This is a genomic window from Rudanella lutea DSM 19387 (genome assembly GCF_000383955.1).
Classification (GTDB): domain Bacteria; phylum Bacteroidota; class Bacteroidia; order Cytophagales; family Spirosomataceae; genus Rudanella; species Rudanella lutea.
Genome location: NZ_KB913013.1, coordinates 1,564,587 through 1,585,700, shown reverse-complemented (window position 1 = coordinate 1,585,700; position 21,114 = coordinate 1,564,587). Strand labels below are relative to the sequence as shown.

20 protein-coding genes are annotated in these 21,114 nt (G+C 54.9%); 14 read left to right on the top strand and 6 right to left on the bottom strand.

Features of this window, described 5'->3' with window-relative positions; genetic code table 11:
• Positions 1–181: 181 nt before the first annotated feature.
• The 3 genes from RUDLU_RS0106620 (at position 182) to nth (ending at position 1,790) form a co-directional block, all read left to right on the top strand.
• The gene (locus RUDLU_RS0106620) at positions 182–781 is read left to right on the top strand and encodes an RNA polymerase sigma factor (RefSeq protein ID WP_019987571.1); all 600 of its coding nucleotides are present in this window, start codon (positions 182–184) and stop codon (positions 779–781) included.
• Entirely contained in the window at positions 756–1,004 is a 249-nt protein-coding gene (locus RUDLU_RS0106615) for a hypothetical protein (protein ID WP_019987570.1), read from the top strand. The genes RUDLU_RS0106620 and RUDLU_RS0106615 overlap by 26 nt, the downstream gene beginning before the upstream one ends.
• A gap of 114 nt (positions 1,005–1,118) precedes the next feature.
• Complete coding sequence (gene nth, locus RUDLU_RS0106610) at positions 1,119–1,790, top strand: endonuclease III (RefSeq protein ID WP_019987569.1); 672 nt, start codon at positions 1,119–1,121, stop codon at positions 1,788–1,790.
• Positions 1,791–1,815: 25 nt separating this feature from the next.
• Here the strand turns inward: nth and RUDLU_RS0106605 are convergent, their stop codons facing one another.
• Entirely contained in the window at positions 1,816–2,046 is a 231-nt protein-coding gene (locus tag RUDLU_RS0106605; RefSeq protein WP_027302829.1) for a hypothetical protein, read from the bottom strand.
• 184 nt (positions 2,047–2,230) lie between these two features.
• On the bottom strand, positions 2,231–2,989 hold the full coding sequence (locus tag RUDLU_RS0106600) for a T9SS type A sorting domain-containing protein (RefSeq protein WP_019987567.1): 759 nt from the start codon (positions 2,987–2,989) through the stop codon (positions 2,231–2,233).
• A 194-nt stretch (positions 2,990–3,183) separates the two neighbouring features.
• Here RUDLU_RS0106600 and RUDLU_RS0106595 point away from each other — a divergent pair, with 194 nt between their 5' ends.
• The 4 genes from RUDLU_RS0106595 (at position 3,184) to RUDLU_RS0106580 (ending at position 8,355) form a co-directional block, all read left to right on the top strand.
• A complete protein-coding gene (locus RUDLU_RS0106595) occupies positions 3,184–5,049 on the top strand; it encodes a sensor histidine kinase (protein WP_019987566.1) in 1,866 nt (621 codons plus the stop codon).
• 81 nt (positions 5,050–5,130) lie between these two features.
• Positions 5,131–5,829, top strand: a complete 699-nt coding sequence (locus tag RUDLU_RS0106590) for a response regulator transcription factor (protein WP_019987565.1) — start codon at positions 5,131–5,133, stop codon at positions 5,827–5,829.
• 116 nt (positions 5,830–5,945) lie between these two features.
• A complete protein-coding gene (hemB, locus tag RUDLU_RS0106585; RefSeq protein ID WP_019987564.1) occupies positions 5,946–6,923 on the top strand; it encodes a porphobilinogen synthase in 978 nt (325 codons plus the stop codon).
• A gap of 97 nt (positions 6,924–7,020) precedes the next feature.
• A complete protein-coding gene (locus RUDLU_RS0106580; RefSeq protein ID WP_019987563.1) occupies positions 7,021–8,355 on the top strand; it encodes a dihydroorotase in 1,335 nt (444 codons plus the stop codon).
• 59 nt (positions 8,356–8,414) lie between these two features.
• Here RUDLU_RS0106580 and RUDLU_RS30270 read toward each other — a convergent pair whose 3' ends face one another.
• Positions 8,415–8,618, bottom strand: a complete 204-nt coding sequence (locus tag RUDLU_RS30270) for a hypothetical protein (protein ID WP_019987562.1) — start codon at positions 8,616–8,618, stop codon at positions 8,415–8,417.
• Between the two features lie 108 nt (positions 8,619–8,726).
• Between RUDLU_RS30270 and RUDLU_RS0106570 the strand changes: the two genes are divergently transcribed.
• From RUDLU_RS0106570 to RUDLU_RS0106540, 7 genes are all read left to right on the top strand, one after another.
• Positions 8,727–10,280 (top strand): BatD family protein, encoded by a 1,554-nt coding sequence (locus RUDLU_RS0106570; protein ID WP_019987561.1) that lies wholly within the window; start codon positions 8,727–8,729, stop codon positions 10,278–10,280.
• 80 nt (positions 10,281–10,360) lie between these two features.
• Positions 10,361–11,440, top strand: coding sequence for a chorismate synthase (gene aroC, locus RUDLU_RS0106565; RefSeq protein ID WP_019987560.1), 1,080 nt, complete (start codon positions 10,361–10,363; stop codon positions 11,438–11,440).
• A 159-nt stretch (positions 11,441–11,599) separates the two neighbouring features.
• On the top strand, positions 11,600–13,636 hold the full coding sequence (locus tag RUDLU_RS0106560) for an ATP-binding protein (RefSeq protein ID WP_245581634.1): 2,037 nt from the start codon (positions 11,600–11,602) through the stop codon (positions 13,634–13,636).
• Positions 13,633–13,938, top strand: a complete 306-nt coding sequence (locus RUDLU_RS0106555; protein WP_019987558.1) for a (2Fe-2S) ferredoxin domain-containing protein — start codon at positions 13,633–13,635, stop codon at positions 13,936–13,938. The genes RUDLU_RS0106560 and RUDLU_RS0106555 overlap by 4 nt, the downstream gene beginning before the upstream one ends.
• A 52-nt stretch (positions 13,939–13,990) precedes the next feature.
• Positions 13,991–14,683: a YjjG family noncanonical pyrimidine nucleotidase gene (locus RUDLU_RS0106550; RefSeq protein WP_019987557.1), complete on the top strand. Its 693-nt coding sequence runs from the start codon at positions 13,991–13,993 to the stop codon at positions 14,681–14,683.
• Between the two features lie 36 nt (positions 14,684–14,719).
• Entirely contained in the window at positions 14,720–16,732 is a 2,013-nt protein-coding gene (locus RUDLU_RS0106545; protein ID WP_019987556.1) for an FAD-dependent oxidoreductase, read from the top strand.
• A 21-nt stretch (positions 16,733–16,753) separates the two neighbouring features.
• Entirely contained in the window at positions 16,754–17,533 is a 780-nt protein-coding gene (locus tag RUDLU_RS0106540) for a 3-hydroxyacyl-CoA dehydrogenase (protein ID WP_019987555.1), read from the top strand.
• Between the two features lie 52 nt (positions 17,534–17,585).
• On the opposite strand, the gene RUDLU_RS0106535 is transcribed toward RUDLU_RS0106540, so the two are convergent.
• The 3 genes from RUDLU_RS0106535 to RUDLU_RS0106525 all read right to left on the bottom strand — a co-directional run bounded on the left by RUDLU_RS0106535 (position 17,586) and on the right by RUDLU_RS0106525 (position 21,024).
• A complete protein-coding gene (locus RUDLU_RS0106535; protein ID WP_019987554.1) occupies positions 17,586–18,530 on the bottom strand; it encodes an SDR family oxidoreductase in 945 nt (314 codons plus the stop codon).
• Positions 18,531–18,697: 167 nt separating this feature from the next.
• Positions 18,698–19,972 carry a nucleotide sugar dehydrogenase gene (locus RUDLU_RS0106530; RefSeq protein ID WP_044129368.1) on the bottom strand — a complete coding sequence of 425 codons (1,275 nt, stop codon included), beginning with the start codon at positions 19,970–19,972 and terminating at the stop codon, positions 18,698–18,700.
• A 2-nt stretch (positions 19,973–19,974) separates the two neighbouring features.
• Positions 19,975–21,024, bottom strand: coding sequence for a Wzz/FepE/Etk N-terminal domain-containing protein (locus RUDLU_RS0106525; RefSeq protein ID WP_019987552.1), 1,050 nt, complete (start codon positions 21,022–21,024; stop codon positions 19,975–19,977).
• Positions 21,025–21,114: the final 90 nt, after the last annotated feature.

Here is a 21,114-nt window from a genome sequence, read left to right as displayed (position 1 = left end):
GCACGATACAAAATTTTATGGAACTAAACGCCCCACTTGAAAAATAATTGAATCCAGCTCTTGCTTGATACCTAATTATTTGGTTACTTTGATTCTACATTCTCGCAATTCGGCACAAAAAAACTAAACCAGCACACACTATCGATAGCACGCTCTACGTTACCTAATTGTCTTACTGAAAATGGAAAAAGCCCAGGTAACAGACAGTGAGCTGATTTCTCTGTACATCCGTGGTAGTGAAAGTGCCTTTGCCAAACTCGTTCATCGACATAAGTCTAAGATCTACACAACAATTTACCTGATTGTAAAAGACCAGTACGTAGCTGAAGACTTGCTTCAGGATACGTTCATCAAAGCGGTTGATACAATCAAGTCGGGTAGATATAACGAAGAAGGCAAGTTTCTCCCCTGGATCATTCGAATTGCTCACAACTTGGCCATTGACTATTTCCGGAAGGATAAACGCTACCCCAATGTAGTGTTTGAAGACGGAAGCAATGTGTTCAATACGCTTGAGTTTGCCGAGGACTCTATCGAATCCATGCAGATCAGGCAGGAGACACATGAGCATTTGCGCGAGTTGATCCAGCGGTTGCCGGAACAGCAGCGCCAGGTTCTGATCATGCGGCACTACGAGGAAATGAGTTTCCAGGAGATTGCCGATGCGACCGGCGTCAGTATAAACACAGCTTTGGGACGTATGCGTTATGCGCTGATTAATCTGCGCAAGCAACTAAGCAAACGTTCGCCGAGCTATGATAAAAACTTTTACTCACGATGATGTAATCCGGTATGTCTACGAGGAGACCTCCCCTGAGGAGAACCTGCTCATCGAAGACGCCATGATGTCGGACCCTGAACTGATGACTCAGTTCCTCGATACGCTCGAGCTTCGGGCGTTGATGGATAAAATTGAGCGGCAGCCCCGGCCCGATACGCTTAACGCGATACTCCAGTATTCACGATCGTACCCGCCGAACCCGGCGTCTCGTTTGTTGGCTTAGGCTACACAAAAGGGCGTCGGGTTTGTCGTATCTTTGGTCTTAGGAATTGAGTAGAGATGGCATCTTTCTGAACAAGATGCCATCTCTACTCAATTCCTAAGACTTTTCTTGTATATGCTGAAGAAAGAACGTTTCCGCCGTTTCATAGACTATTTCACAACGCATTACGCTGAAGTGCAAACCGAGCTCAACTTCAGCAATCCGTTTGAGCTGTTGGTCGCTGTCATTCTGTCGGCACAGTGTACCGATAAACGCATCAATCAGATTACGCCCGCTTTGTTTGCGCGCTTTCCGGAGGCCGAGTCGCTCGCGGCCGCGTCGGTTGAGGAGGTATTTTCGTACATCCGTTCGGTATCGTACCCCAACAACAAGGCAAAACACCTGGTTGGTATGGCCCGGTTGCTTGTCGAGCAATTTGGCGGAGAGGTACCGGCCACGCTGGCCGAGTTGCAGTCGCTACCGGGGGTTGGCCGCAAAACAGCGCACGTGATCCTCTCGATTGTGTATAATGAGCCCACAATGGCCGTAGATACCCACGTGTTTCGGGTGTCGCATCGGTTGGGGCTTGCGCCCTTAACGGCAACGACTCCCCTGGCCGTTGAGAAGGCCCTGGTGGCCCATATTCCGAAGGAACTGGTACCCAAGTCGCATCATTGGCTCATTCTGCACGGGCGGTACGTGTGTGTGGCCCGGGCTCCAAAGTGCGATGTGTGCGCGTTGAAAGACTTTTGTAAGTACTACGAAAAACAAACAGCTCCGCCCCGGAGAGTAAGGCAGAGCGTGTAACGAAGCAGCAGAAGGAGCGGACCGGTCAGTTCGCTCCTTTTTTTGTCAGCCAGGTCCAGACGGTGGCCGATGTCATCAGGGTAGCCTTGGCATACGCCGTGGCTTTGGTGCGCGTTGGGCAAGTAGGTTGACTCGCAACCGGCCGCTTGGCCCGAATCTGCTTACGAGCAGCAAACAAGTTGTGCGGATGCCCCATACCAAACGTCTGAAGACTCATCCCCACGATCAGAACCATCATTGCCAACTTCGTTTTCATTGTCTCGTCCGATTTGTTGTTCTTGTTGACACAAAGATATAGGTAACGTTTGGTATCTTGCAATACAAAGTACTAAAAATATTTTTTAAGAGCTGATTTGTTTGATGGCCGCGAGGGTGGGACTTGTGTCGCAAGTAGCTGACAGTCAATATAATCGCGGCCATCAAACAAACCAGTGGCTAATTTACTCGATGACCACCCGCTGAACGGCTCCGTCTTCGTTTTGTGTCACGCTAAGGAAATACACCCCCGCTGAGCCCTTTTTGCCGAGGTCAATTTGCCCCACAAACTCACCCGAGAAGTCTTTCAGCTCGCGCCGGGCTACCTCTTTCCCCTTGGCGTTGGTGACTACAATCTGAATATCGCCCTTGGCCGGTGCCGTAAAGCGAATGTTCAGCTGGTCTTTATCCGGATTGTTGGGGTAGGCGCTCAACCCCCGGATAGTTGAAGGCTTGTTCCGAATATTGTACGTACGCGACCAGCCATCGAACGCCCGGTTGAGTTCGGGTTCAATATCGCGCCGGAAGAAACGCTCGGTGTTGGTCACCAGCGAATCAACGTTCATGCGGAAGTTGTACTGCCAGTTAGGCGACACGTAAGGCCTGCGGGCGTACACATCGCCCGGCCGCTCGCGCACGCGGGTGCCATCAATTTGGTCGATGATGATGGTCATTTGCCGGTTACGCTCGTTAGGCCGGGCCGCCTTAATCGAGTCAACGAGTTTCATGGCAATCTGATCCCGGTCATCGTTGCTGTTGAGTTTGTACGTCCGGGTGGTTTCGCGAACCTGATCGCCATTGCGCTCAATAATCTTGATCGTAACGTCTTCGCCCTCGCTTGTTTTGTTGTTCGGCGATTGCTGGGCGAGGGTAGGGGTAGCGGCAAGGCTAATCAGCACGGCCGGCATCCAGAACCGTTGGTAAATAGAGCGTGTTGTTTTCATAGTGCTTGTCGTTGTGTAAAGGAACAAATGAGTTTTCAGAGGGTCTGCGGGTGAGCTGTTAAAGTTTGTTAAACCGGACCTGTTGGCCGGGGCCCTTCGTTAGTTTTACAAACACCGCCCGGCCTATGGGCCTGTTGAGCGGTTTTTAGCAAGGATGAATGTTCCGGTGGCAACGTTGCACGGGAGCCCAAAAAATGTCGAAACAACGCATTCGCTGGATTGTCGCCCTCATGACGGTAGGGTTGCTGGGGCTGGTAGGCCTGCAAGGCTACTACATTACCTCAGCGTGGCGGCTTCAGCGCGAACAGTTTGATTATAAAGTGACCGACGCCCTGCAGGAGGTTGTGCGGACACTCGAACGGCGGGAAATCATGGACCTGAGCCGGCAGCGGATTCGTGCCCAGCAACAGCAACAGGGGCTGATGGCTATTTCGCGCAAGGCCGAGGTTAAACCTGATGTGAAGCGGACTCCCTCGCCCAGGCCTCTCACCGAAAGCCGCATTGCCCGGCGGCTTCGGCAACAGCGGGCCGCCGAAAACGGCACCGACATGCCCGCTACGGTTGTGATTCAGTCCGATGTGTTGCACCCGCAAACCCAACCCATCACGCCCGAGCAAGCATTGGTGGTAGCTACGTTTTTTGAACAGCAGGAAATGCTGGCTGCTGCGGGCGAGTGGCAGGCTCAGCTCGAACAGCAACGCCAGTTTGAGGAATGGGCCAATCGGGAGCTGGTGGGGCAGATGAATCAGTTCAACCACGACCTGACTCAGTCTTACCTGAAGGCCGATTCGCTGCGCCAACGCCAACTGGCAGCCGGGCGCAATCAGGCCAGAAAGCAGCGAGAGCTTACCCGTAAATCTGTACCCGAACCGACGGCCGTAGCCCAATTGAACAAGCGGGCCGAGGAGCAAACCGAGATGGTAAAAGGGGTACTTAAGGAGCTGCTGCTGTCAGAACGGCCAATCGGTGAGCGTGTCGACCGGCTTACGCTCGATACGCTGTTGCGGCAAAGCCTGGCCGAGCGGGGTATCTCGCTGCCATTTGCCTATGGCGTTCGCAGCGACCGCACCAGCAGTGGTAAACCACAGTTTCTGTTTGCTACCTCCAATACCGATCCGAACCGAATTGCGCTGGCGGGCTACCGGGCGGTGCTGTTTCCCAATAACCTGCTCGACACGGGCAATCACCTGTACGTCTATTTCCCAACCCGGCAGGAGTTTATCTGGAGCCGCATGGGCTTTACCCTGGCCGCGTCGGCCTTGCTGATTCTGACCATTCTGGCTTGTTTTTACATCGCCATCAGTACCATTTTGCGGCAGAAGAAGATGGCCGACATCAAAAACGATTTTATCAATAACATGACCCACGAGTTCAAAACGCCTATTTCGACCATCTCATTGGCGGTCGAGATGGCCCAGAACATGGGTTGGCGGGAGCAAGCCGACTCCCAGCGCTCAACCGAACCCGAAGAGGCCGGGCGGTTGTCGCGCTACCTCGGTATCATCCGCGACGAAACCCGGCGGCTAGGCTCGCACGTTGAAAAAGTGCTCCAGATGGCCTTACTCGACCGAGGGGCGGTTAAGCTGGCTATCGTACCGGTAAATATCCACGATGTGGTGGAGAAGGTGCTAAACACCATTGGGTTGCAGATTGAACAGCGCGGGGGCGAACTGGAACTCGATTTTGACGCCGAAAACGAAGTAGTGGAAGCCGATGAGGTGCACCTGACCAATATTGTGTATAATCTTGTCGATAATGCGATTAAGTACTCGCCCGGTAAGCCGCACATCACCATTCGTACCCAAAGCCTGCCCGACGGGATAAGCCTGACCGTGGCCGACCAGGGGCTGGGCCTCTCCAAAGAGCAGCAAAACCGAATTTTCGAAACGTTTTATCGGGTTCCGACGGGTAACCTGCACGATGTGAAAGGCTTCGGGCTTGGCCTGAGTTATGTTCGGAAAATGGTCGACGCCCACCACGGCCGTATCACGGTGGAGAGCCAACTGGGGCAGGGCAGTGCATTTGAAGTAATCATTCCATATAAAATGAACAATGGATAGTGGTTAATGAATGGGCTTCTTTGCCGATATTATTCATTAACCACTATCCATTATTCATTGACCTATTACACATCCTTTTCGATGGCAACAATCTTACTGGCCGAAGACGACCCCAATCTGGGGCAACTTGTTCAAGAATATCTTACCCTGCGCGGGTTTCAGACCGACCGTGCCACCGATGGCAACATGGCGCTCGAATTATTTACCCGCGGCCAGTATGATCTGTGCATTTTTGATGTGATGATGCCCAAAAAGGACGGCTTCTCACTTGCCCGGGAGGTACGTATGACGGGCCGTGATGTGCCCATTATTTTCCTGACGGCCAAGTCGATGAAAGAAGACACCATTCAGGGGTTTAAGGTTGGGGCCGACGATTACGTGACCAAGCCCTTTAGCATGGAAGAGCTGTTGTTGCGGATTCAGGCTATTTTGCGCCGGTATCAGCGGGGTAGTGCCGATGCTCTCGAACCCACGGTGTACACCATCGGCTCGTTTTCGTTCGATTACCCCCATCAGGTATTGAGCCGCCATGCCGATGGACAGGAACAGTCGAGCCAGAAACTCACCAGTAAGGAATCGGAGCTGTTAAAATTGTTTGCTCAGAACCTCAATCAGCCAATAAGCCGTAGCTTTGCGCTCAAGATGGTCTGGGGCGACGATTCGTATTTCAACGCCCGGAGCATGGACGTGTACATCACCAAATTGCGCAAATACCTGCGCGATGATGAGCGGGTGCAACTGGTTAATGTGCACGGCGAAGGATTTAAACTGATTGTGTAATGGGTTGGTCGGTTGTGGTTCAGGGTTGACAGCCAACGGCCTGTGTGGGGCCCGCCCCCGTTTGCGCCGTTTGAAAAGGCCGGGGCCAGCAACGCATACACCCAAAACGATACACTATGAACCTCATTCGACGTCCCCGGCGTAACCGCGCTTCGGCGGTGATTCGGGATATGGTGCAGGAAACCCGCCTGACCCCCCACGATTTTATTCTGCCCATCTTTGTGATGGAGGGGCAAAACCTGCGGACCGAAGTGGCTTCGATGCCGGGCATTTATCGCCACTCGCCCGACCTGCTCATGGACGAAATTGCCGAGTGCGTTGACCTCGGTATTCGGGCGTTCGATCTGTTTCCCAACCTGCCCGAATTCAAAAAAGACAAGTACGCAACCGAGAGTACCAACCCCGACGGCCTGTATCTGAGCACCATCCGGGCCATTAAAGACCGTTTCCCGGAGGTGTGTATCATGACCGACGTGGCCATGGACCCTTACAGTTCCGACGGGCACGACGGCCTCGTGGAAAACGGGCAGATTCTGAACGATCCCACGCTCGAAATTCTGGCTAAAATGGCCGTAGCCCAAGCCGAAGCCGGCGCTGATATTCTGGGGCCTTCAGACATGATGGATGGTCGGGTGGGCTACATCCGGAGCGCCCTCGATGCGGCTGGTTTTACCAATGTGGGAATCATGTCGTACGCGGCCAAATACGCCAGTGCGTTTTATGGCCCTTTCCGCGACGCCCTCGATTCGGCGCCGAAGTTTGGCGATAAAAAAACCTACCAGATGAACCCCGCCAACAGCCGCGAAGCCCTCATTGAGGCCGAGCTGGATGTGCAGGAGGGGGCCGATATGCTCATGGTAAAACCCGCGTTGGCGTATCTGGATATTATCAAGCTCCTGCGCGAAAATGTGAACCTGCCCATTACGGCGTACAATGTGAGTGGCGAGTACGCTATGATTAAGGCAGCGGCCCGTAATGGCTGGCTCGATGGTGACCGTGCTATGATGGAGGCTTTGCTGTCGATCAAACGTGCGGGTGCCGATGTGATTCTGACGTATTTTGCCAAAGAAGCCGCTAAACAACTAAACAGCTAATCAGTGAACAACGAACAATAACGTATCATAAGCTATTGTTCGTTGATCTCTGTTCATTGTTCACTGTTTAGTTGTTCGTTGAACCCTGTTCACTGTAATGAAACTTCTAATTCTAAACGCTAACCTCGTCAACGAGGGGCAGATTACCCAAACCGATCTCCTGGTTGAGGATGGTTTTATTGCTCAGATTAGCCCTAATCTTTCGGGGCGCTCGGCTGACCGGGTCATTGACGCCAAGGGGCAGTACCTTCTGCCGGGGGTGATCGACGATCAGGTGCATTTTCGGGAGCCGGGCCTCACGCACAAAGCCAACATCCACACGGAGTCGATGGCGGGCGTGGCCGGGGGCACTACCACCTTTATGGAAATGCCCAATACGGTGCCTAATGCGCTTACGCAGGAGCTGTTGCAGGATAAATACGATATTGCCGCCCGGACGGCCATGGCTAACTACTCGTTTTTCATGGGGGCGTCGAACGATAATCTCGACGAAGTGCTGCGTACTGATCCCCGTACTGTGTGTGGCATAAAGGCATTCATGGGCTCATCGACCGGAAATATGCTGGTCGATAACGAGCAGGTACTTGATAATCTGTTTCGGCACAGCCCCATGCTGATTGCCACCCACTGCGAAGACGAAGCTACAGTACGCGCTAACAACGAACGATTCAAGGCGGAATATGGCGACCGCGGCACGGCGGCCCTGCACCCCCTGATTCGCGACGAGGTGGCCTGCCTCAAATCGTCGTCGCTGGCGGTGGAGCTGGCCAAACGGCACAATACCCGGCTGCATATTCTACATATTTCGACGGCCGAAGAGCTGGCCCTGTTCCGGAATGACATCCCGTTGGCCGAAAAACGCATTACGGCCGAGGTGTGTGTACATCATCTCTGGTTCGATGCCGACGATTACGAGCGGTTGGGGAATCAGATCAAATGTAATCCGGCCATCAAAGCCCCACATCACCGGGCCGAGCTGCTCAAAGGGTTACTGGACGACCGACTCGATATTATTGCCACAGACCACGCTCCCCATACCCGGGCTGAAAAAGAGCAGTCGTACTGGCAGGCCCCGTCGGGTTTACCGCTGATCCAACACTCGCTGCTGCTGATGCTCGATTTTGTGCGGCAGGGTAAACTGGATATACAAACGGTGGTCAGAAAGATGGCTCACGCGCCCGCCGAGTGTTTTCAGATCGACCGGCGCGGGTATGTGCGGGAGGGCTACTGGGCCGACCTGGTGCTGGTAGACCCGAATCAAACGACGCCCGTTACCGATGAGAGTGTGTACTACCATTGCGGCTGGACTCCGTTAGCCGGGCAGACCTTCACCAATGCCGTAACGCACACGATTGTATCGGGTGAGCTGGTGTATGAGCGGGGGCAGTTTCTGGTAGAGCGGGCCGGGAAACGGGTGTTGTTTGTCCGGTAATATAAAAAGCCCTCTTTTCGAGGGCTTAGTTTATTGATTGAGTCAGTAAGTTGAGCGCGTCAGGAGAATCGGACGCGATAGAAACAGCGATTTAAGACGGAGCGGTACATCTTTCCAAACTGTTCGTAGCACCACGACTTCAGGTGTTTCACTTCGTCGGGCAACAGGGATTCAATGGCTTTACGGAGTTCTTTTTCAAAGAGGGATTTGTCAAAACTAACCTTTTGCAGGATCGTCTTAATATACTCCAGCATTGGGGCCATGGGTGTACTCATTTTAAGGTTAAAAAAAGACTATGAGTTTATGAGTATGGATTAAAACTCGTTAAAAAAACAACGCAGAAATCCCTGAATTGTTGCAACAAAGTAACAATGAAAATTAGAATATTCGCCAAATTTCTTGTATTATTTTTTTGTGCGGTCGCGGGGCTAAATGCACAACAAATTGATAATGTACCTGTTATAGAACTTGGAACGCCTACTTTTTCTATAGACCGGCCTTACACAATTTCTGTACTGGTTCGGAACAGCGATTCGCGCCCGGTCATTGCCTTTCCAGACATCGCCGGTCTGACCAAACGGGGCACTGCCACCAGTATCTCAACGAGCGAATCGGAGGGGCAAACGGTGGTGAGTCAGGTAATTACCCAGACTTATATGGCGGTGCAGTCGGGTACAATTCGGGTACCTCCATTTAGTATCACGGTCAACGGAGTAACGGCCCGTTCGGAGGGGGCCGTGTTGCAGGTGCGACCCGCCAACACGCTTCCGGGCAGCAGTAGCCTGTCGGCCCCGCTCAAAATCCCGACCGAAAGCGGGGCGGCCTTTCTGTCGCTCCGGTCTTCTAAAAATCAAGTGTTTGTGGGCGAGGGGTTTGGCGTGCAATTATCCTTGTTTGTATCGGACAGCTACCCGTTTGAGTTACGGTTCGATGGGGTAGATGCCCAACTCCAAACGGTATTGAAACAGCTCCGACCCACCAACGCCTGGGAGGAGGATGCCGGCATTCGGGAGCTGACGGGACAACCCGTGGTTATCAATGGACGCAAGTTTACCGAGTACGTTATTTTTCAGGGTACCTTCTTTCCGTTGTCGGCCGTGCCAATCCAGTTGCCCTCGGTAAGCCTCAATCTCTTACGGGTGCGGCAGAGTGATCGACTACCCGACCCGACCCCGTCGGCTTCGGCAACTGCTACCAATAGCGAGCAGGGAACCCCGGCCGCCCGGCGCCCTCAACCAGCTCCGAAGGCCACTGAAACGGTTGAGCGCGTGCCGTTTATCACCTTGCCTCTCTCGATTGTCGTGAAGCCACTGCCTGCCCATCCGTTGCGGGGGCAGGTGCCGGTGGGCTCGTATCGGTTGGTAGAAAGTATTGACCGGACCAAGGTGGCGAGTGGGCAAAGTACCCGCTATACCATTCGGGTTGAGGGAACGGGAAATATTGCAGCCCTACAACCACCCTTGTTGAGCAATCAGCGGGCTTTGACGACCGTAGAGCCTATATCGCCGGTTACCGATGCGGGCCTGGAAGCGTTGCCTTCCAGCACGAATCAACAGATCAACCGCCTGAACGGGCAGGTAACGGGTAGTAAAACATTCGGGTATTTTCTGGTGCCGCGTCGGGGCGGAAAGCTCCCTCTGTCGAGCCTGTTTGGCCTGGTTTACTTCGATCCGCAAACCGCCCGCTACGATACCCTGACGCCCGTAACGGTGCTGACTGTGGGCGAGGGGGCTTCGGCCGCAGCACCCGCTCTGGCAACCGAAAATGGAGCACAGGCCAATTCGATTGATGCCTTATATGCAGGTCTGAACCAGATGGATAGTACCCAGCAACCCCTCAATTGGGTGGTGCTGGCGCGAGCGATTGCCAATGTTCTTTTGGTGTTGATGATTCTCGGAATGATCTTTGTGTTTTTAAGAAAATAACTTTTTAGCAACTCCTGAATCGCGAACCGGTCCGCCAGTTCTGTTCTCTGCCGGTTGTTCGTTGTTCGTTGTTCAATGCCATGAGTAGTACCTACGGAACCCTCTTCAAAATAACCACCTTCGGCGAATCGCACGGCCCGGCTTTGGGCGTCACTATCGACGGTTGCCCGGCTGGCCTTCGTTTCGACACCGACTTTATCCAGCAGGAACTGGATCGGCGGAAACCGGGACAGTCGCGTATCACAACCCAACGGCGTGAGGCCGATGAGTTTGAGGTGCTGTCGGGGGTTTTTGAGGGTGTCACGCAGGGAACGCCTATCGCACTCGTGATTCGGAATACCGATCAGCGCAGTAAAGACTACGGCCATATTGCCGGACAGTTTCGGCCTTCGCACGCTGATTACACATACATAGCCAAATACGGCACCCGCGATTACCGGGGCGGAGGGCGCTCATCGGCCCGCGAAACGGCGGCCCGCGTGGCGGCCGGAGCTGTTGCCAAAATGTTGCTTCAGTCTCTCGGGGTGAGGGTACAGGCCTACGTCTCGGCCGTGGGGACCATGAAGCTCGAAACCCCTTACCAATCGCTGAATCTGGCAACGGCCGAAGAAAACGCCGTACGCTGCCCCGACCCGGCAATGGCCGAGCAGATGTTTACGTACATCGACGAAATTCGAAAAAAAGGCGACTCAATCGGGGGCGTGGTTAGCTGCGTGGTTACGGGGGTGCCCGCCGGCTGGGGGGAGCCCGTTTTTGACAAATTACATGCTGAACTTGGTAAAGCCATGCTGAGTATCAATGCCGTAAAAGGCTTTGAGTACGGCAGTGGCTTTGCCGGAGCTGAATGGACGGGCTCTGCGCACAACGACGCTATGTACACCGATGCCGACGGCCGCGTGCGTACCCGGACCAACTTTTCGGGGGGCATTCAGGGGGGCATCAGCAATGGGGAGGATATTTATTTCCGCGTGGCATTTAAGCCGGTTGCCACAATCATGCAGGACCAGGAAAGCGTAGATGTAAACGGAGATCCCGTTACCGTATCGGGCAAAGGGCGGCACGACCCCTGCGTAGTGCCCCGTGCGGTGCCCATTGTCGAAGCAATGGCTGCTCTCGTCCTGGCTGATATGTGGCTAAGAAGCTGCAATGCACACCTTTAAGTAGGTGAGTGTATAATTACCTGAACAATTAAGCTTATTTCGGGTTAGCTCTGCTGATGTTGAGCCGATGGAATTCCCTATATTTGAGGCAGTACTGGTGATAATGTGCAGTTTCTGTCTGTTATGGTTATGCGTTGGGCTCTTGGGTTACTTATTGCTATGCTCGTTGCAACTGGCAGCGGGTGGGCCCAATCGCAGCTATTTCCCGAATTCAACTACGACCGCCGGGGCGATAAAGCCTATGTAGATAGTCTGCTGAAAGTGGGTCACCAGCGGCTCCGGCAGGCACAACAAGCGCCCCGATCTCCCCAAAATGACACCCTCCACCTGGAGTCTATTCGGTTTATAACCCGGGTGTTCAAACAACTGCGTACGGCCGAGCGCGACAGCAGCTATGTGTACGCGCTGCGGCTGTCGGCGCAGGCTCGTCAATACAGCAATAATTTGTATCAGGTGTATGGGCTTATTCAGGAGGAGTATTACCTCCGCATGGTTCGTAACGACTTTCTGACGGCCCTTTCACTCGATCAGAAAGCATCGGCGCTGTGCGAGAAGCAACGGCCCGACGTGTACCCCATCTGGCACATCCACATGAACATGGGCGACATTTATCTGCTCATGAAAGAGTACGACAACGCGCTGTACAATTATCAGCAGGCGTTTCGGCTGATGCCCAAATACAGGCTGCTTTCTAAACGCAATCAGCGCCTTATCTATTCACAGTTGACCACGCAGATTGGCGAAGTGTACGAAGCGCTTGGGCGATACGATCAGGCCCGGAAACAGTACGAAACCTCCCGTCAGATTGCGTTTGAGACCAATAGCCAAACCAATATTGCCTATGCCGACGAGCGCCTGGGTGATTTCCTGATCAGCCGCAAGCAATATCCTGAAGCGGTAAAGGTGTATCAGGAAGCCCTGAAGATCTGGAATCAGCTGAACGACGAGGGTGGTAAGGCGTCGGTCTGGGCGCGGCTCGCCGAAGGCTATTTCTACACCAATCGGTTGCCGGAGGCCATTCAGCTGGGCGAGCAGGCACTGGTACTGGCCCGCAAACGCGGCAACGCCCGGATCCAGCAAATTGCTTCGTCGGCCTTGTATCAGGCCTATCGGGCGAGTGGGCAGTACGAGCGCGCACTGGCCATGAACGAGATCAATGTGGCTCTCCGCGACTCGCTGGCCAACCAGAAGCAGGTGGAGGAAATGATGGTGCTGCAGCGGCAGTTTGAAACCAAAACCCTGCGGGCCGAAGCCGCCCGGAGCCGGTTTGAGCAGCAGGCTCGTATTGCCACGCTCAACCGCAACATCGAACGGCAAAACCTGCTGCGGGCTGTTTTGCTGGGCGGTCTGGTAATGCTGCTGGCGTTTGTGGGTGTGCTTTACCGGCGCAACCGCCTGATTCGGCAGCAACGACAGCAGATTGAACAGCTCAATGTGGGTCTGGAAGATAAAGTTCGGCGCCGGACGATCGAGCTCGAACGGGCCAACGAGCAGCTCCGGGCCAAAAACCGGGAAATTGAGGAGGCTTTGCTCCGTGGGCAGACGCTCGAACGCAAGCGCGTAGCCGCCGATCTGCACGATAACCTCGGGGGGCTGATTTCGGCCATTCGCTTGAGCTTGTCGGCGCTGAATCCGGGGCATCTTTCGGAGCGGGAGCAGCAGGTCTACAAAAACCTGCAGCACATGACCAAAGAGGCTTATGCTGAGGTGCGGCACCTGTCGCACAATCTGCAACCCGAAGAGCTGGAAAAGCAAGGGCTGGGCCATGCCCTCAGTCGCCTGGGCGATAAGCTCAACCAGAATCAACTGATTCGGTTTTCGATTGATACCGAGCAACTTCCCCGGTTGAACAAGGCTACCGAGTTTCATTTGTACTCGATCTGCCTTGAACTGTGCAACAACATCCTGAAGCACTCGGGGGCCACCGAGGCCTGTATTCAGTTCCGAAAGTACGGGGAGCAGCTCAACATGATTGTGAAAGATAATGGCCGGGGTATGGAAACGGTATTGCCGGTTACCCAGCAACACAGTCAGGCGCAGATGAATGGCATGGGGCTGCCCAACATACAAGCCCGTACCGACGCCATGAAGGGCCGTCTGGAGATTTACTCAGAAGTAGGAGAAGGCACAACGTTCTTCTTTATCTTGCCGCTGTCCGCTACCTTCGCGGAAGCATCGCAAGAAACAACTTCATGAAGTTCAAAAAACACGTTTTCATCTGCACAAACCAGAAAGACGCCCCCAAGAAAAGCTGCGGAACCGAACACGGTCTCGCATTGGTCGAAGCCTTTAAACAGGAACTGACGGCCCGGGGTCTGCAAAAAGAAATCCGGGCACAACGCGCCGGTTGCCTCGACGCCTGTGCCTTTGGCCCCGCGCTGGTGGTGTATCCTGAAGGAACCTACTACGGTAATGTTCAAATCGCCGACGTACCCGAGTTGGTAGAAAAACACCTCGTCGGCAACGAAGTGGTAGAGCGGCTTGAGCTGAAATTTTAGTAAAAAGTAGGTAGGAGTGAGAAGTTGCTCCTACCTACTCCCTCCCTCCGTTATGTACAAACATCTCTTTTTTGATCTCGACCACACGCTGTGGGACTTTGATCGCAACTCGGCTGAGTCGATTGCGGAGTTGTACGAGCGGCATCGTCTGCACGAACTGGGGATCGAATCCGTCGATCAGTTCAGCGATGCCTTTATCCGGATCAACCGGCAGCTTTGGCGCTCGTTTGATTTGAACGAACTGACCCACTCGTACATTCGTGAACACCGGTTTCCGCTTGTTTTTCAGGAGCTGGGTGTGACAGATACGTCGTGCTGTGCCGAACTGAATATGGGCTATCTGAGTCTGTTGCCCCGCAAGGCGCATTTGACCGAGGCTGCCCGTGACCTGCTCGATTACCTGACCGACCGGTACGAAATGCACATTATCACCAATGGGTTTGATGAAATTCAGGCTGTGAAGCTGGCGAGCTCAGAAATTGCCCATTATTTCACCCATGTAGTCACAAATGAGAAGGCCGGTGGGTATAAAAAGCCCGACTCGCGCATATTTGAGTATGCCCTGCGTGTAGCCCGTGCCGATGTGGCCGAAAGCCTCATGATTGGCGATAATTACGAAGCCGACATTCGCGGTGCCCAAACGGTTGGTTTAGATACGGTTTTCTACAACCCCAAAGGCGAAGTGGTCGATGTGGTGCCCACGCACGACATCCGGCACTGGCGCGAGTTGATGGAGATTTTGTAAGTCGCTGTTGGGCTGTCACCCAACTTTTTTACTCGAATGAAACGCATCCTGCCCCTTCTCCTTTTTGTTCTTTTTTCCCTTCCCGGCCTTGCCCAAACCTACGACATCTGCGTGTACGGTGGCAACTCGGCAGGGGTGATGGCGGCCGTAGCCGCCAAACGCGCCGGTAAATCGGTTATTCTGATCGAGCCCGGCAAGCATCTCGGCGGGCTTACGGCCGGCGGTCTCGGCGCTACCGATATTGGCAATAAATTCGCTATTACAGGGCTCTCGCGCGACTTCTATCGGCGCATTGGTCAGCACTACGGTAAGTTTGAGCAATGGACGTTTGAGCCGCACGTGGCCGAAAATCTGTTCAAACAGTACCTGCGCGAGGCCCGGATTGAGCCGCTGATGGCGTACCGCATTATAGGGGCCCAGAAGCAGGGTAATCGGTTGGTGTCGATCACCGTTGAACCCTCCACGTCGGCTAAGGGTCAGACTCGAACCATCTCGGCCCGGCAGTTTCTGGATTGCACCTACGAGGGCGACCTGATGGCACAGGCAGGTGTCTCGTTTACGGTTGGGCGCGAACCCAACCGCCAATACGGCGAAACCTGGAACGGGGTGCAGTATCTCGACAAGCATCAGTTTCCCGATGGCGTAGACCCCTACGTGATTCCGGGTAAGCCCGAAAGTGGCCTGATTTACGGAGTGAGTACCGCCAAACTAGCCCCCAATGGTACGGGCGATGCGGCCGTACAGGCGTACAACTACCGCATGTGCCTGACCGACGACCCCACCAACCGGGTGCCCATTACCCGCCCCGAGGGCTACGATTCGACCCGTTACGAGCTGCTGCTCCGGCAAATAAAGGCCAGCTCAAAGGTGCCCGATGTACTCACCTGGAACCTGATGCACTTTGTGCCGATGCCCAACCGCAAAACGGACATCAACAACTGCGGGGGCATGTCGACGGATATGATCGGGGCCAATTTTGAATACCCAACTGCCAGCTATGCGCGTCGGGAGGCTATTATCCGCGAGCATGAGCAATACACCAAGGGGTTCTTTTACTTTATCGGGCACGACCCCCGGATGCCCAAACACCTGCGGGACGAGATGCTGCAATGGGGCTACCCCAAGGACGAATACACCGACAACGGACATTTTTCGCATCAGCTGTATGTGCGGGAGGCCCGCCGGATGGTAGGCGAGTACGTGATGACGCAGGCCAACTGCGAGGGTAAAACCACTGTGACCGATGGCGTCGGGATGGCCGCTTACACCATGGATTCGCATAATTGCCAGCGTGTTGTGGTTGAAAAAGACGGCCGGATGATGGTCAAGAATGAAGGCGACGTACAGGTGGGGGGCTTTCCGCCGTACCCGGTTAGCTACCGCTCGTTGGTGCCCAAACGCACAGAGGTACAGAATCTGCTGGTGCCGGTATGCCTGTCGGCCAGTCACATTGCCTACGGCTCAATTCGAATGGAGCCCGTGTTTATGGTATTGGCCCAGTCGGCGGCAGTGGCGGCCTGCCAGGCCATTGACGAGCAACGCCCCGTGCAGGACATCGACATCAAAAAACTACAGGCCCGGCTTGCTACCGATCCCCTGCTCAGCGGACAGGCGGCCGAGGTGTTGATCGACAACGACGATGCCGACCGCGTAACCCGCTCGGGCACCTGGGAGCGTACCACCAAAGGCGGCAAATACGGCACATCGATGCTGGTGAGTCAGCGTGACGCATCGGCGCGGGTTACATTTCGGGCTACAAATGCGCGGTCGGGCCGTTACAAAGTGTACCTGTACAATCCACTATTGCAGGGTGGGGGTGGTAACCCCGATCAGGTAGGGCGGCAGTCGGACAAAGCTAACCGCGTGATGGTGCTGCTTTCGGATGGCAAAACCGAGAAACGACTCACGGTGGATCAGCAGGTGCAAAATAATGACTGGATTAGCCTGGGCGAGCATACGCTCAATGGCCCGCCCGCGCTGACCATCACGACGGTGGGTAATGCCGCCCCGGTGGTGGCCGATGCGGTGCTGTTTGTGCCGATTAACTAAGCAATTACTTTCACTTCTTCTATGAACTTCACCAACAAAACGGCCCTCGTTACAGGGGGCGCTTCGGGTCTCGGCGAGGCCACCTTGCGTCTGTTTCACCAACAGGGCGCCAATGTCGTTATTCTGGATCTGAACACCGAACGGGGCGAGGCTCTGGCAACGGAACTCGGGGAGCGGGCGCGTTTTATCCGTACCAACGTGGCCGATGAAGCGGATGTACAGGCCGCTGTTGATCTGGCTCTGAATACCTTCGGAGCACTCCACATGGCGGTCAACTGCGCGGGCATTGCCGAGGCCCGCAAAACACTCGGTAAGGTCGATGGTGTGTACGCACCCCACTCGCTTGATGTGTTTCGGAATGTAATCAACGTGAATTTGATTGGTACGTTCAATGTGATCCGACTGGCGGCTTTTGCGATGGAACGCAACGAGCCGAACGATGAAGGTGAGCGGGGCGTAATTATCAATACGGCCTCGGTAGCGGCCTACGACGGCCAAATGGGGCAGGCAGCCTACTCCGCGTCGAAAGGAGGCATTGTGGGAATGACCTTGCCCATTGCCCGTGATTTGTCGCGGTCGGGCATTCGGGTGATGACCATTGCACCGGGCCTGTTTGAAACCCCCCTGCTGATGGGGTTGCCCGAAGAGGCCCGGATTTCACTGGGTCAGCAAGTACCTTTCCCGTCGCGGTTGGGTCGACCGGCTGAGTACGCATTGCTGGCGAAAAGCATCGTGGAAAATCCCATGCTCAACGGCGAGGTAATCCGGCTCGATGGGGCCATCCGAATGGGCCCCAAATAGTTACTCGTACATTACAGGGCGGTTTTGATGAGCGGCCCTGCGGATTAACAATTTAGCTTAAAAAGAACCGACGAATGCCGCTTTCAAAATCAACTGTTGGTTCGTAACCGAGCAGCGTCCGGGCTTTGGTGATATCGGCCAGACTGTGCCGAATATCGCCGGGCCGGGCGGCTGCGTACGTCGGGTCGAGGGAATGACCGACCTGCTTTCGGATAACTGCCCAGGCATCGTTGAGTGAAATTTGCCTACCTGTGGCCACGTTGAACACCTGCCCAGGGGCCTCGGGATTGGCGGTGGTCAAAGCGAGTAGGTTAGCCTGTACCACATTGTCCACATGCGTAAAGTCGCGGCTTTGTTGCCCATCGCCAAAAAAAACGGGCGCTTCGGTTTGCCGGGCCGCCCGGAGCAAACGAGGAATTACGGCGGCATAGGGCCCATCGGGTCGTTGGCGGAGCCCAAATACGTTGAAATACCGCAGCCCTACGGTTTCCAGGCCGTACACACGCCCCCAAAGGTCGGCTTGGTGCTCGTTGATCTGCTTACTGAGCGCATACGGCGATAGCGCCCGGCCCGTGCGTTCCTCCTGCTTGGGTAGTGTCTCATTGTCGCCATACACCGAACTCGACGAAGCGTACACCACCCGACGCACCCCTGCTTTCCGGGCCGCTTCGAGCAGGTTGGTAAATCCTCCCACATTGACCTCCATAAACCGTTCCGGCTCCCTCAGCGACCGGGGCACCGACCCCAGCGCGGCCTGATGCGCTATGTGGGTGATGTGGGCACAGGCCCACTCGCATACGGTCGGATCGGTAATACTGCCCTCTATCAGTTCGAAACGGGAATTGTTTACGTGTGCACTCAGATTGGCCCGGCTGCCGTTGCTCAGATCGTCGAGCACCCGTACCAATTCGGCCCCTTGAGCCAGCAAGGTATCAACTAAGTGCGAGCCGATAAATCCCGCCCCACCTGTAACCAGAAAACGAAATCCTGATAGCATACTAGTTTATGGTTTTGGGTTTACAGTGTATTGAGTAGCCAGATAGATTTGGGTTTAGCCAACGTGAATTACGGACTCACTGCTGGACATTTTCTATCCATGAGGTCAGGTGAGGAGCGCACTAGTGGTCAGACCAGGAACTAAAAACGATAAACCAAAACCCCAAATCAAAGCCGCCCATCGGCCAGGCCGTCGCGGAGGCATCCTTTCACATCGTACACAATTTTGCCTAAGGCCCGCACCCGATCCTGAAAGGCAGACTCCGTGAAAACGTCGTGCGCGACGGTGAGCACCACGGCATCGTAACTGCCCTGCCCGTCGAGCGACGGCAGCAACGACAGTCCGTACATAGCCTGTACTTCATCCGGGTCGGCAAGGGGGTCGTATATATCGGTCAGAACGCCAAACTCATTCAATTCCTGAATGACATCGAGTACCCGTGAATTGCGAATATCAGCGCAATTTTCCTTAAACGTTATGCCCAGAATCAGGGCTCTTGCCCCGTTGATAGCGTAGCCGTTGCGGGTGAGAAGTTTGACTACTTTGCCCGCCACAAACGCGCCCATATTGTCGTTGATGCGCCGGCCGGCCAGTATCACCTGCGGGTGGTAACCCAGCGATTCGGCCTTGTAGGTGAGGTAGTACGGGTCTACGCCAATACAGTGCCCACCCACGAGCCCCGGTCGGAACGGCAGAAAATTCCATTTAGTGCGGGCCGCTTCGAGCACGGCTTGCGTGTCGAGGCCCATCCGGTCGAAAATGAGAGCCAACTCGTTGATAAACGCAATGTTGATGTCGCGCTGACAATTTTCAATCACTTTGGCGGCCTCGGCAACCCGGATAGAGGGGGCCAAATAGGTGCCCGCCGGAATAATGGACGCATACAGTTGATCGACGAACCGGGCGGTAGCGGGCGTAGATCCCGACGTAATCTTGCGGATGTTCTGAAGCGTGTGCTGTTGATCGCCGGGGTTGATACGTTCGGGGGAGTAGCCGCAGAAAAAGTCGACGTTGAAGCGTAATCCCGAAAGCTGTTCCAGAATCGGAACGCATTCCTCTTCGGTACATCCCGGGAAAACCGTTGATTCATACACGACCACATCGCCCGGTTTAAGCAATTGCCCCACGGTTCGGGTAGCCGTCAGAATTGGTGTCAGGTCGGGTTGGCGGTGGGCGTCGATGGGCGATGGCACCGTCATGATGTACACCGAGCAAGGCTGCAACTGAACCGGGTCGGCAGTCAGGGTCAGGTGTGTAGCCTCGGCCAACTGGTCTGGGGTGAAGCTGTGGGTTCGGTCGTGTCCCGACCGGAGCTCGGCAATACGGGCCGGGTTGCTGTCGAAACCCACAACCGGGTACTGTCTGCCAAACGCGGCTGCCAGAGGCAGACCCACGTAACCTAAGCCAATAATGCCAATATGGGGTGGAGGGGAAAGGTGCATAGTCAGAACCGAAACGCGTACCGGGCCAGCAAAACTACGATAGCCAGCACCAAACCCGACATGGCCCCGGTCAATACGATCCATTTTCGGGCGGGCCAGCTACGGCGGTCGGGCACCTGCGCTGGTTCGAGGATTTTAAACACGGGCGTTACTGTCTGCACCCGAATCCGGGCTTTGGCGTACTCGCGGGCGAGGTCGTGGTAAAGTAATTCAGCTAGGCGGTATTGTTCGTCGAGCCGTCGGTTAGGCAACGCAGCCGAGGGCAACGAAAAAAAGCGGGTCTGATCCTGCTGGTTTAACCGCTGTTTATCGAGCTGAATCATTTGTTTCTGGGCGTTGGCCAACTGGTTCGCCAGAAACGCTTCGTCGTCGCGGGCTTTCTGACTCCGGTACTGCCGCACATAGGTTTGCAGGTAATTGGCCGCAAACTGCACTACTTGGGCGGCTACCTCGGGGTCGGGCATTTGGGCCGAAATCGTCATAATGCCTGATTTTACATCCAGTTCGGCCGTAATGGCTTTCTGGGTGTCCTGCACCAGTTCCCGCTGTTCGGTCGAGAGCCGCAACGGGGTTTGGGCGGGCAATGGTAGTTTGGCCATACTCGCCCTACTCGAAAAGAGGTCGGGCCACGCTTGGCCCGGCCAAACGTGGCCCGACTGGTTTAGTAGCTGGTATAACGTGAGTGAATCGCCCGAACGGAGCCCAGCGCGCTGATGCAGCACCGATAATGCAAACGGAACCGACTCCAGAATGTCGGGGTACAGGTCGGGCCGGATGGCTTCGACGGGCGTGTGCGCGTCCAAGTCAATGTTGAACGACTCGGCCAATTCCCGAAACGGTTGCCAGTTTATCGCTTCGGCAGCATGTAGTTCGGGGAGTAGCCGCACGGTGGCCGTGTATCGCTCGGGCAGAACAAACGCCAGAATCAGACCCAGCAGTAAGCCTGCCAGGGTCGAGCCAAGGAGCCGACGGCGCGCTTGCCAGAGCGTAGCCCAAACCGGCCGTGACGCCAGTGGGGAAGTAGCGAGTTCAAAATCAGGGGTTTCCAACATGTGTGTGAGACAAGTCGGACCAATTATAACCATTTGTGACCACTCATGGCAGGGCTAACGCGCCTGATGAGTGGTCACCAGTGACAATTA

Coding starts and splice junctions, on each gene's coding strand:
- RUDLU_RS0106620 (WP_019987571.1), top strand. CDS start 182: ATGGAAAAAGCCCAGGTAACAGACAGTGAGCTGATTTCTCTGTACATC.
- RUDLU_RS0106615 (WP_019987570.1), top strand. CDS start 756: ATGATAAAAACTTTTACTCACGATGATGTAATCCGGTATGTCTACGAG.
- nth (WP_019987569.1), top strand. CDS start 1,119: ATGCTGAAGAAAGAACGTTTCCGCCGTTTCATAGACTATTTCACAACG.
- RUDLU_RS0106605 (WP_027302829.1), bottom strand. CDS start 2,046: ATGAAAACGAAGTTGGCAATGATGGTTCTGATCGTGGGGATGAGTCTT.
- RUDLU_RS0106600 (WP_019987567.1), bottom strand. CDS start 2,989: ATGAAAACAACACGCTCTATTTACCAACGGTTCTGGATGCCGGCCGTG.
- RUDLU_RS0106595 (WP_019987566.1), top strand. CDS start 3,184: ATGTCGAAACAACGCATTCGCTGGATTGTCGCCCTCATGACGGTAGGG.
- RUDLU_RS0106590 (WP_019987565.1), top strand. CDS start 5,131: ATGGCAACAATCTTACTGGCCGAAGACGACCCCAATCTGGGGCAACTT.
- hemB (WP_019987564.1), top strand. CDS start 5,946: ATGAACCTCATTCGACGTCCCCGGCGTAACCGCGCTTCGGCGGTGATT.
- RUDLU_RS0106580 (WP_019987563.1), top strand. CDS start 7,021: ATGAAACTTCTAATTCTAAACGCTAACCTCGTCAACGAGGGGCAGATT.
- RUDLU_RS30270 (WP_019987562.1), bottom strand. CDS start 8,618: ATGGCCCCAATGCTGGAGTATATTAAGACGATCCTGCAAAAGGTTAGT.
- RUDLU_RS0106570 (WP_019987561.1), top strand. CDS start 8,727: ATGAAAATTAGAATATTCGCCAAATTTCTTGTATTATTTTTTTGTGCG.
- aroC (WP_019987560.1), top strand. CDS start 10,361: ATGAGTAGTACCTACGGAACCCTCTTCAAAATAACCACCTTCGGCGAA.
- RUDLU_RS0106560 (WP_245581634.1), top strand. CDS start 11,600: ATGCTCGTTGCAACTGGCAGCGGGTGGGCCCAATCGCAGCTATTTCCC.
- RUDLU_RS0106555 (WP_019987558.1), top strand. CDS start 13,633: ATGAAGTTCAAAAAACACGTTTTCATCTGCACAAACCAGAAAGACGCC.
- RUDLU_RS0106550 (WP_019987557.1), top strand. CDS start 13,991: ATGTACAAACATCTCTTTTTTGATCTCGACCACACGCTGTGGGACTTT.
- RUDLU_RS0106545 (WP_019987556.1), top strand. CDS start 14,720: ATGAAACGCATCCTGCCCCTTCTCCTTTTTGTTCTTTTTTCCCTTCCC.
- RUDLU_RS0106540 (WP_019987555.1), top strand. CDS start 16,754: ATGAACTTCACCAACAAAACGGCCCTCGTTACAGGGGGCGCTTCGGGT.
- RUDLU_RS0106535 (WP_019987554.1), bottom strand. CDS start 18,530: ATGCTATCAGGATTTCGTTTTCTGGTTACAGGTGGGGCGGGATTTATC.
- RUDLU_RS0106530 (WP_044129368.1), bottom strand. CDS start 19,972: ATGCACCTTTCCCCTCCACCCCATATTGGCATTATTGGCTTAGGTTAC.
- RUDLU_RS0106525 (WP_019987552.1), bottom strand. CDS start 21,024: ATGTTGGAAACCCCTGATTTTGAACTCGCTACTTCCCCACTGGCGTCA.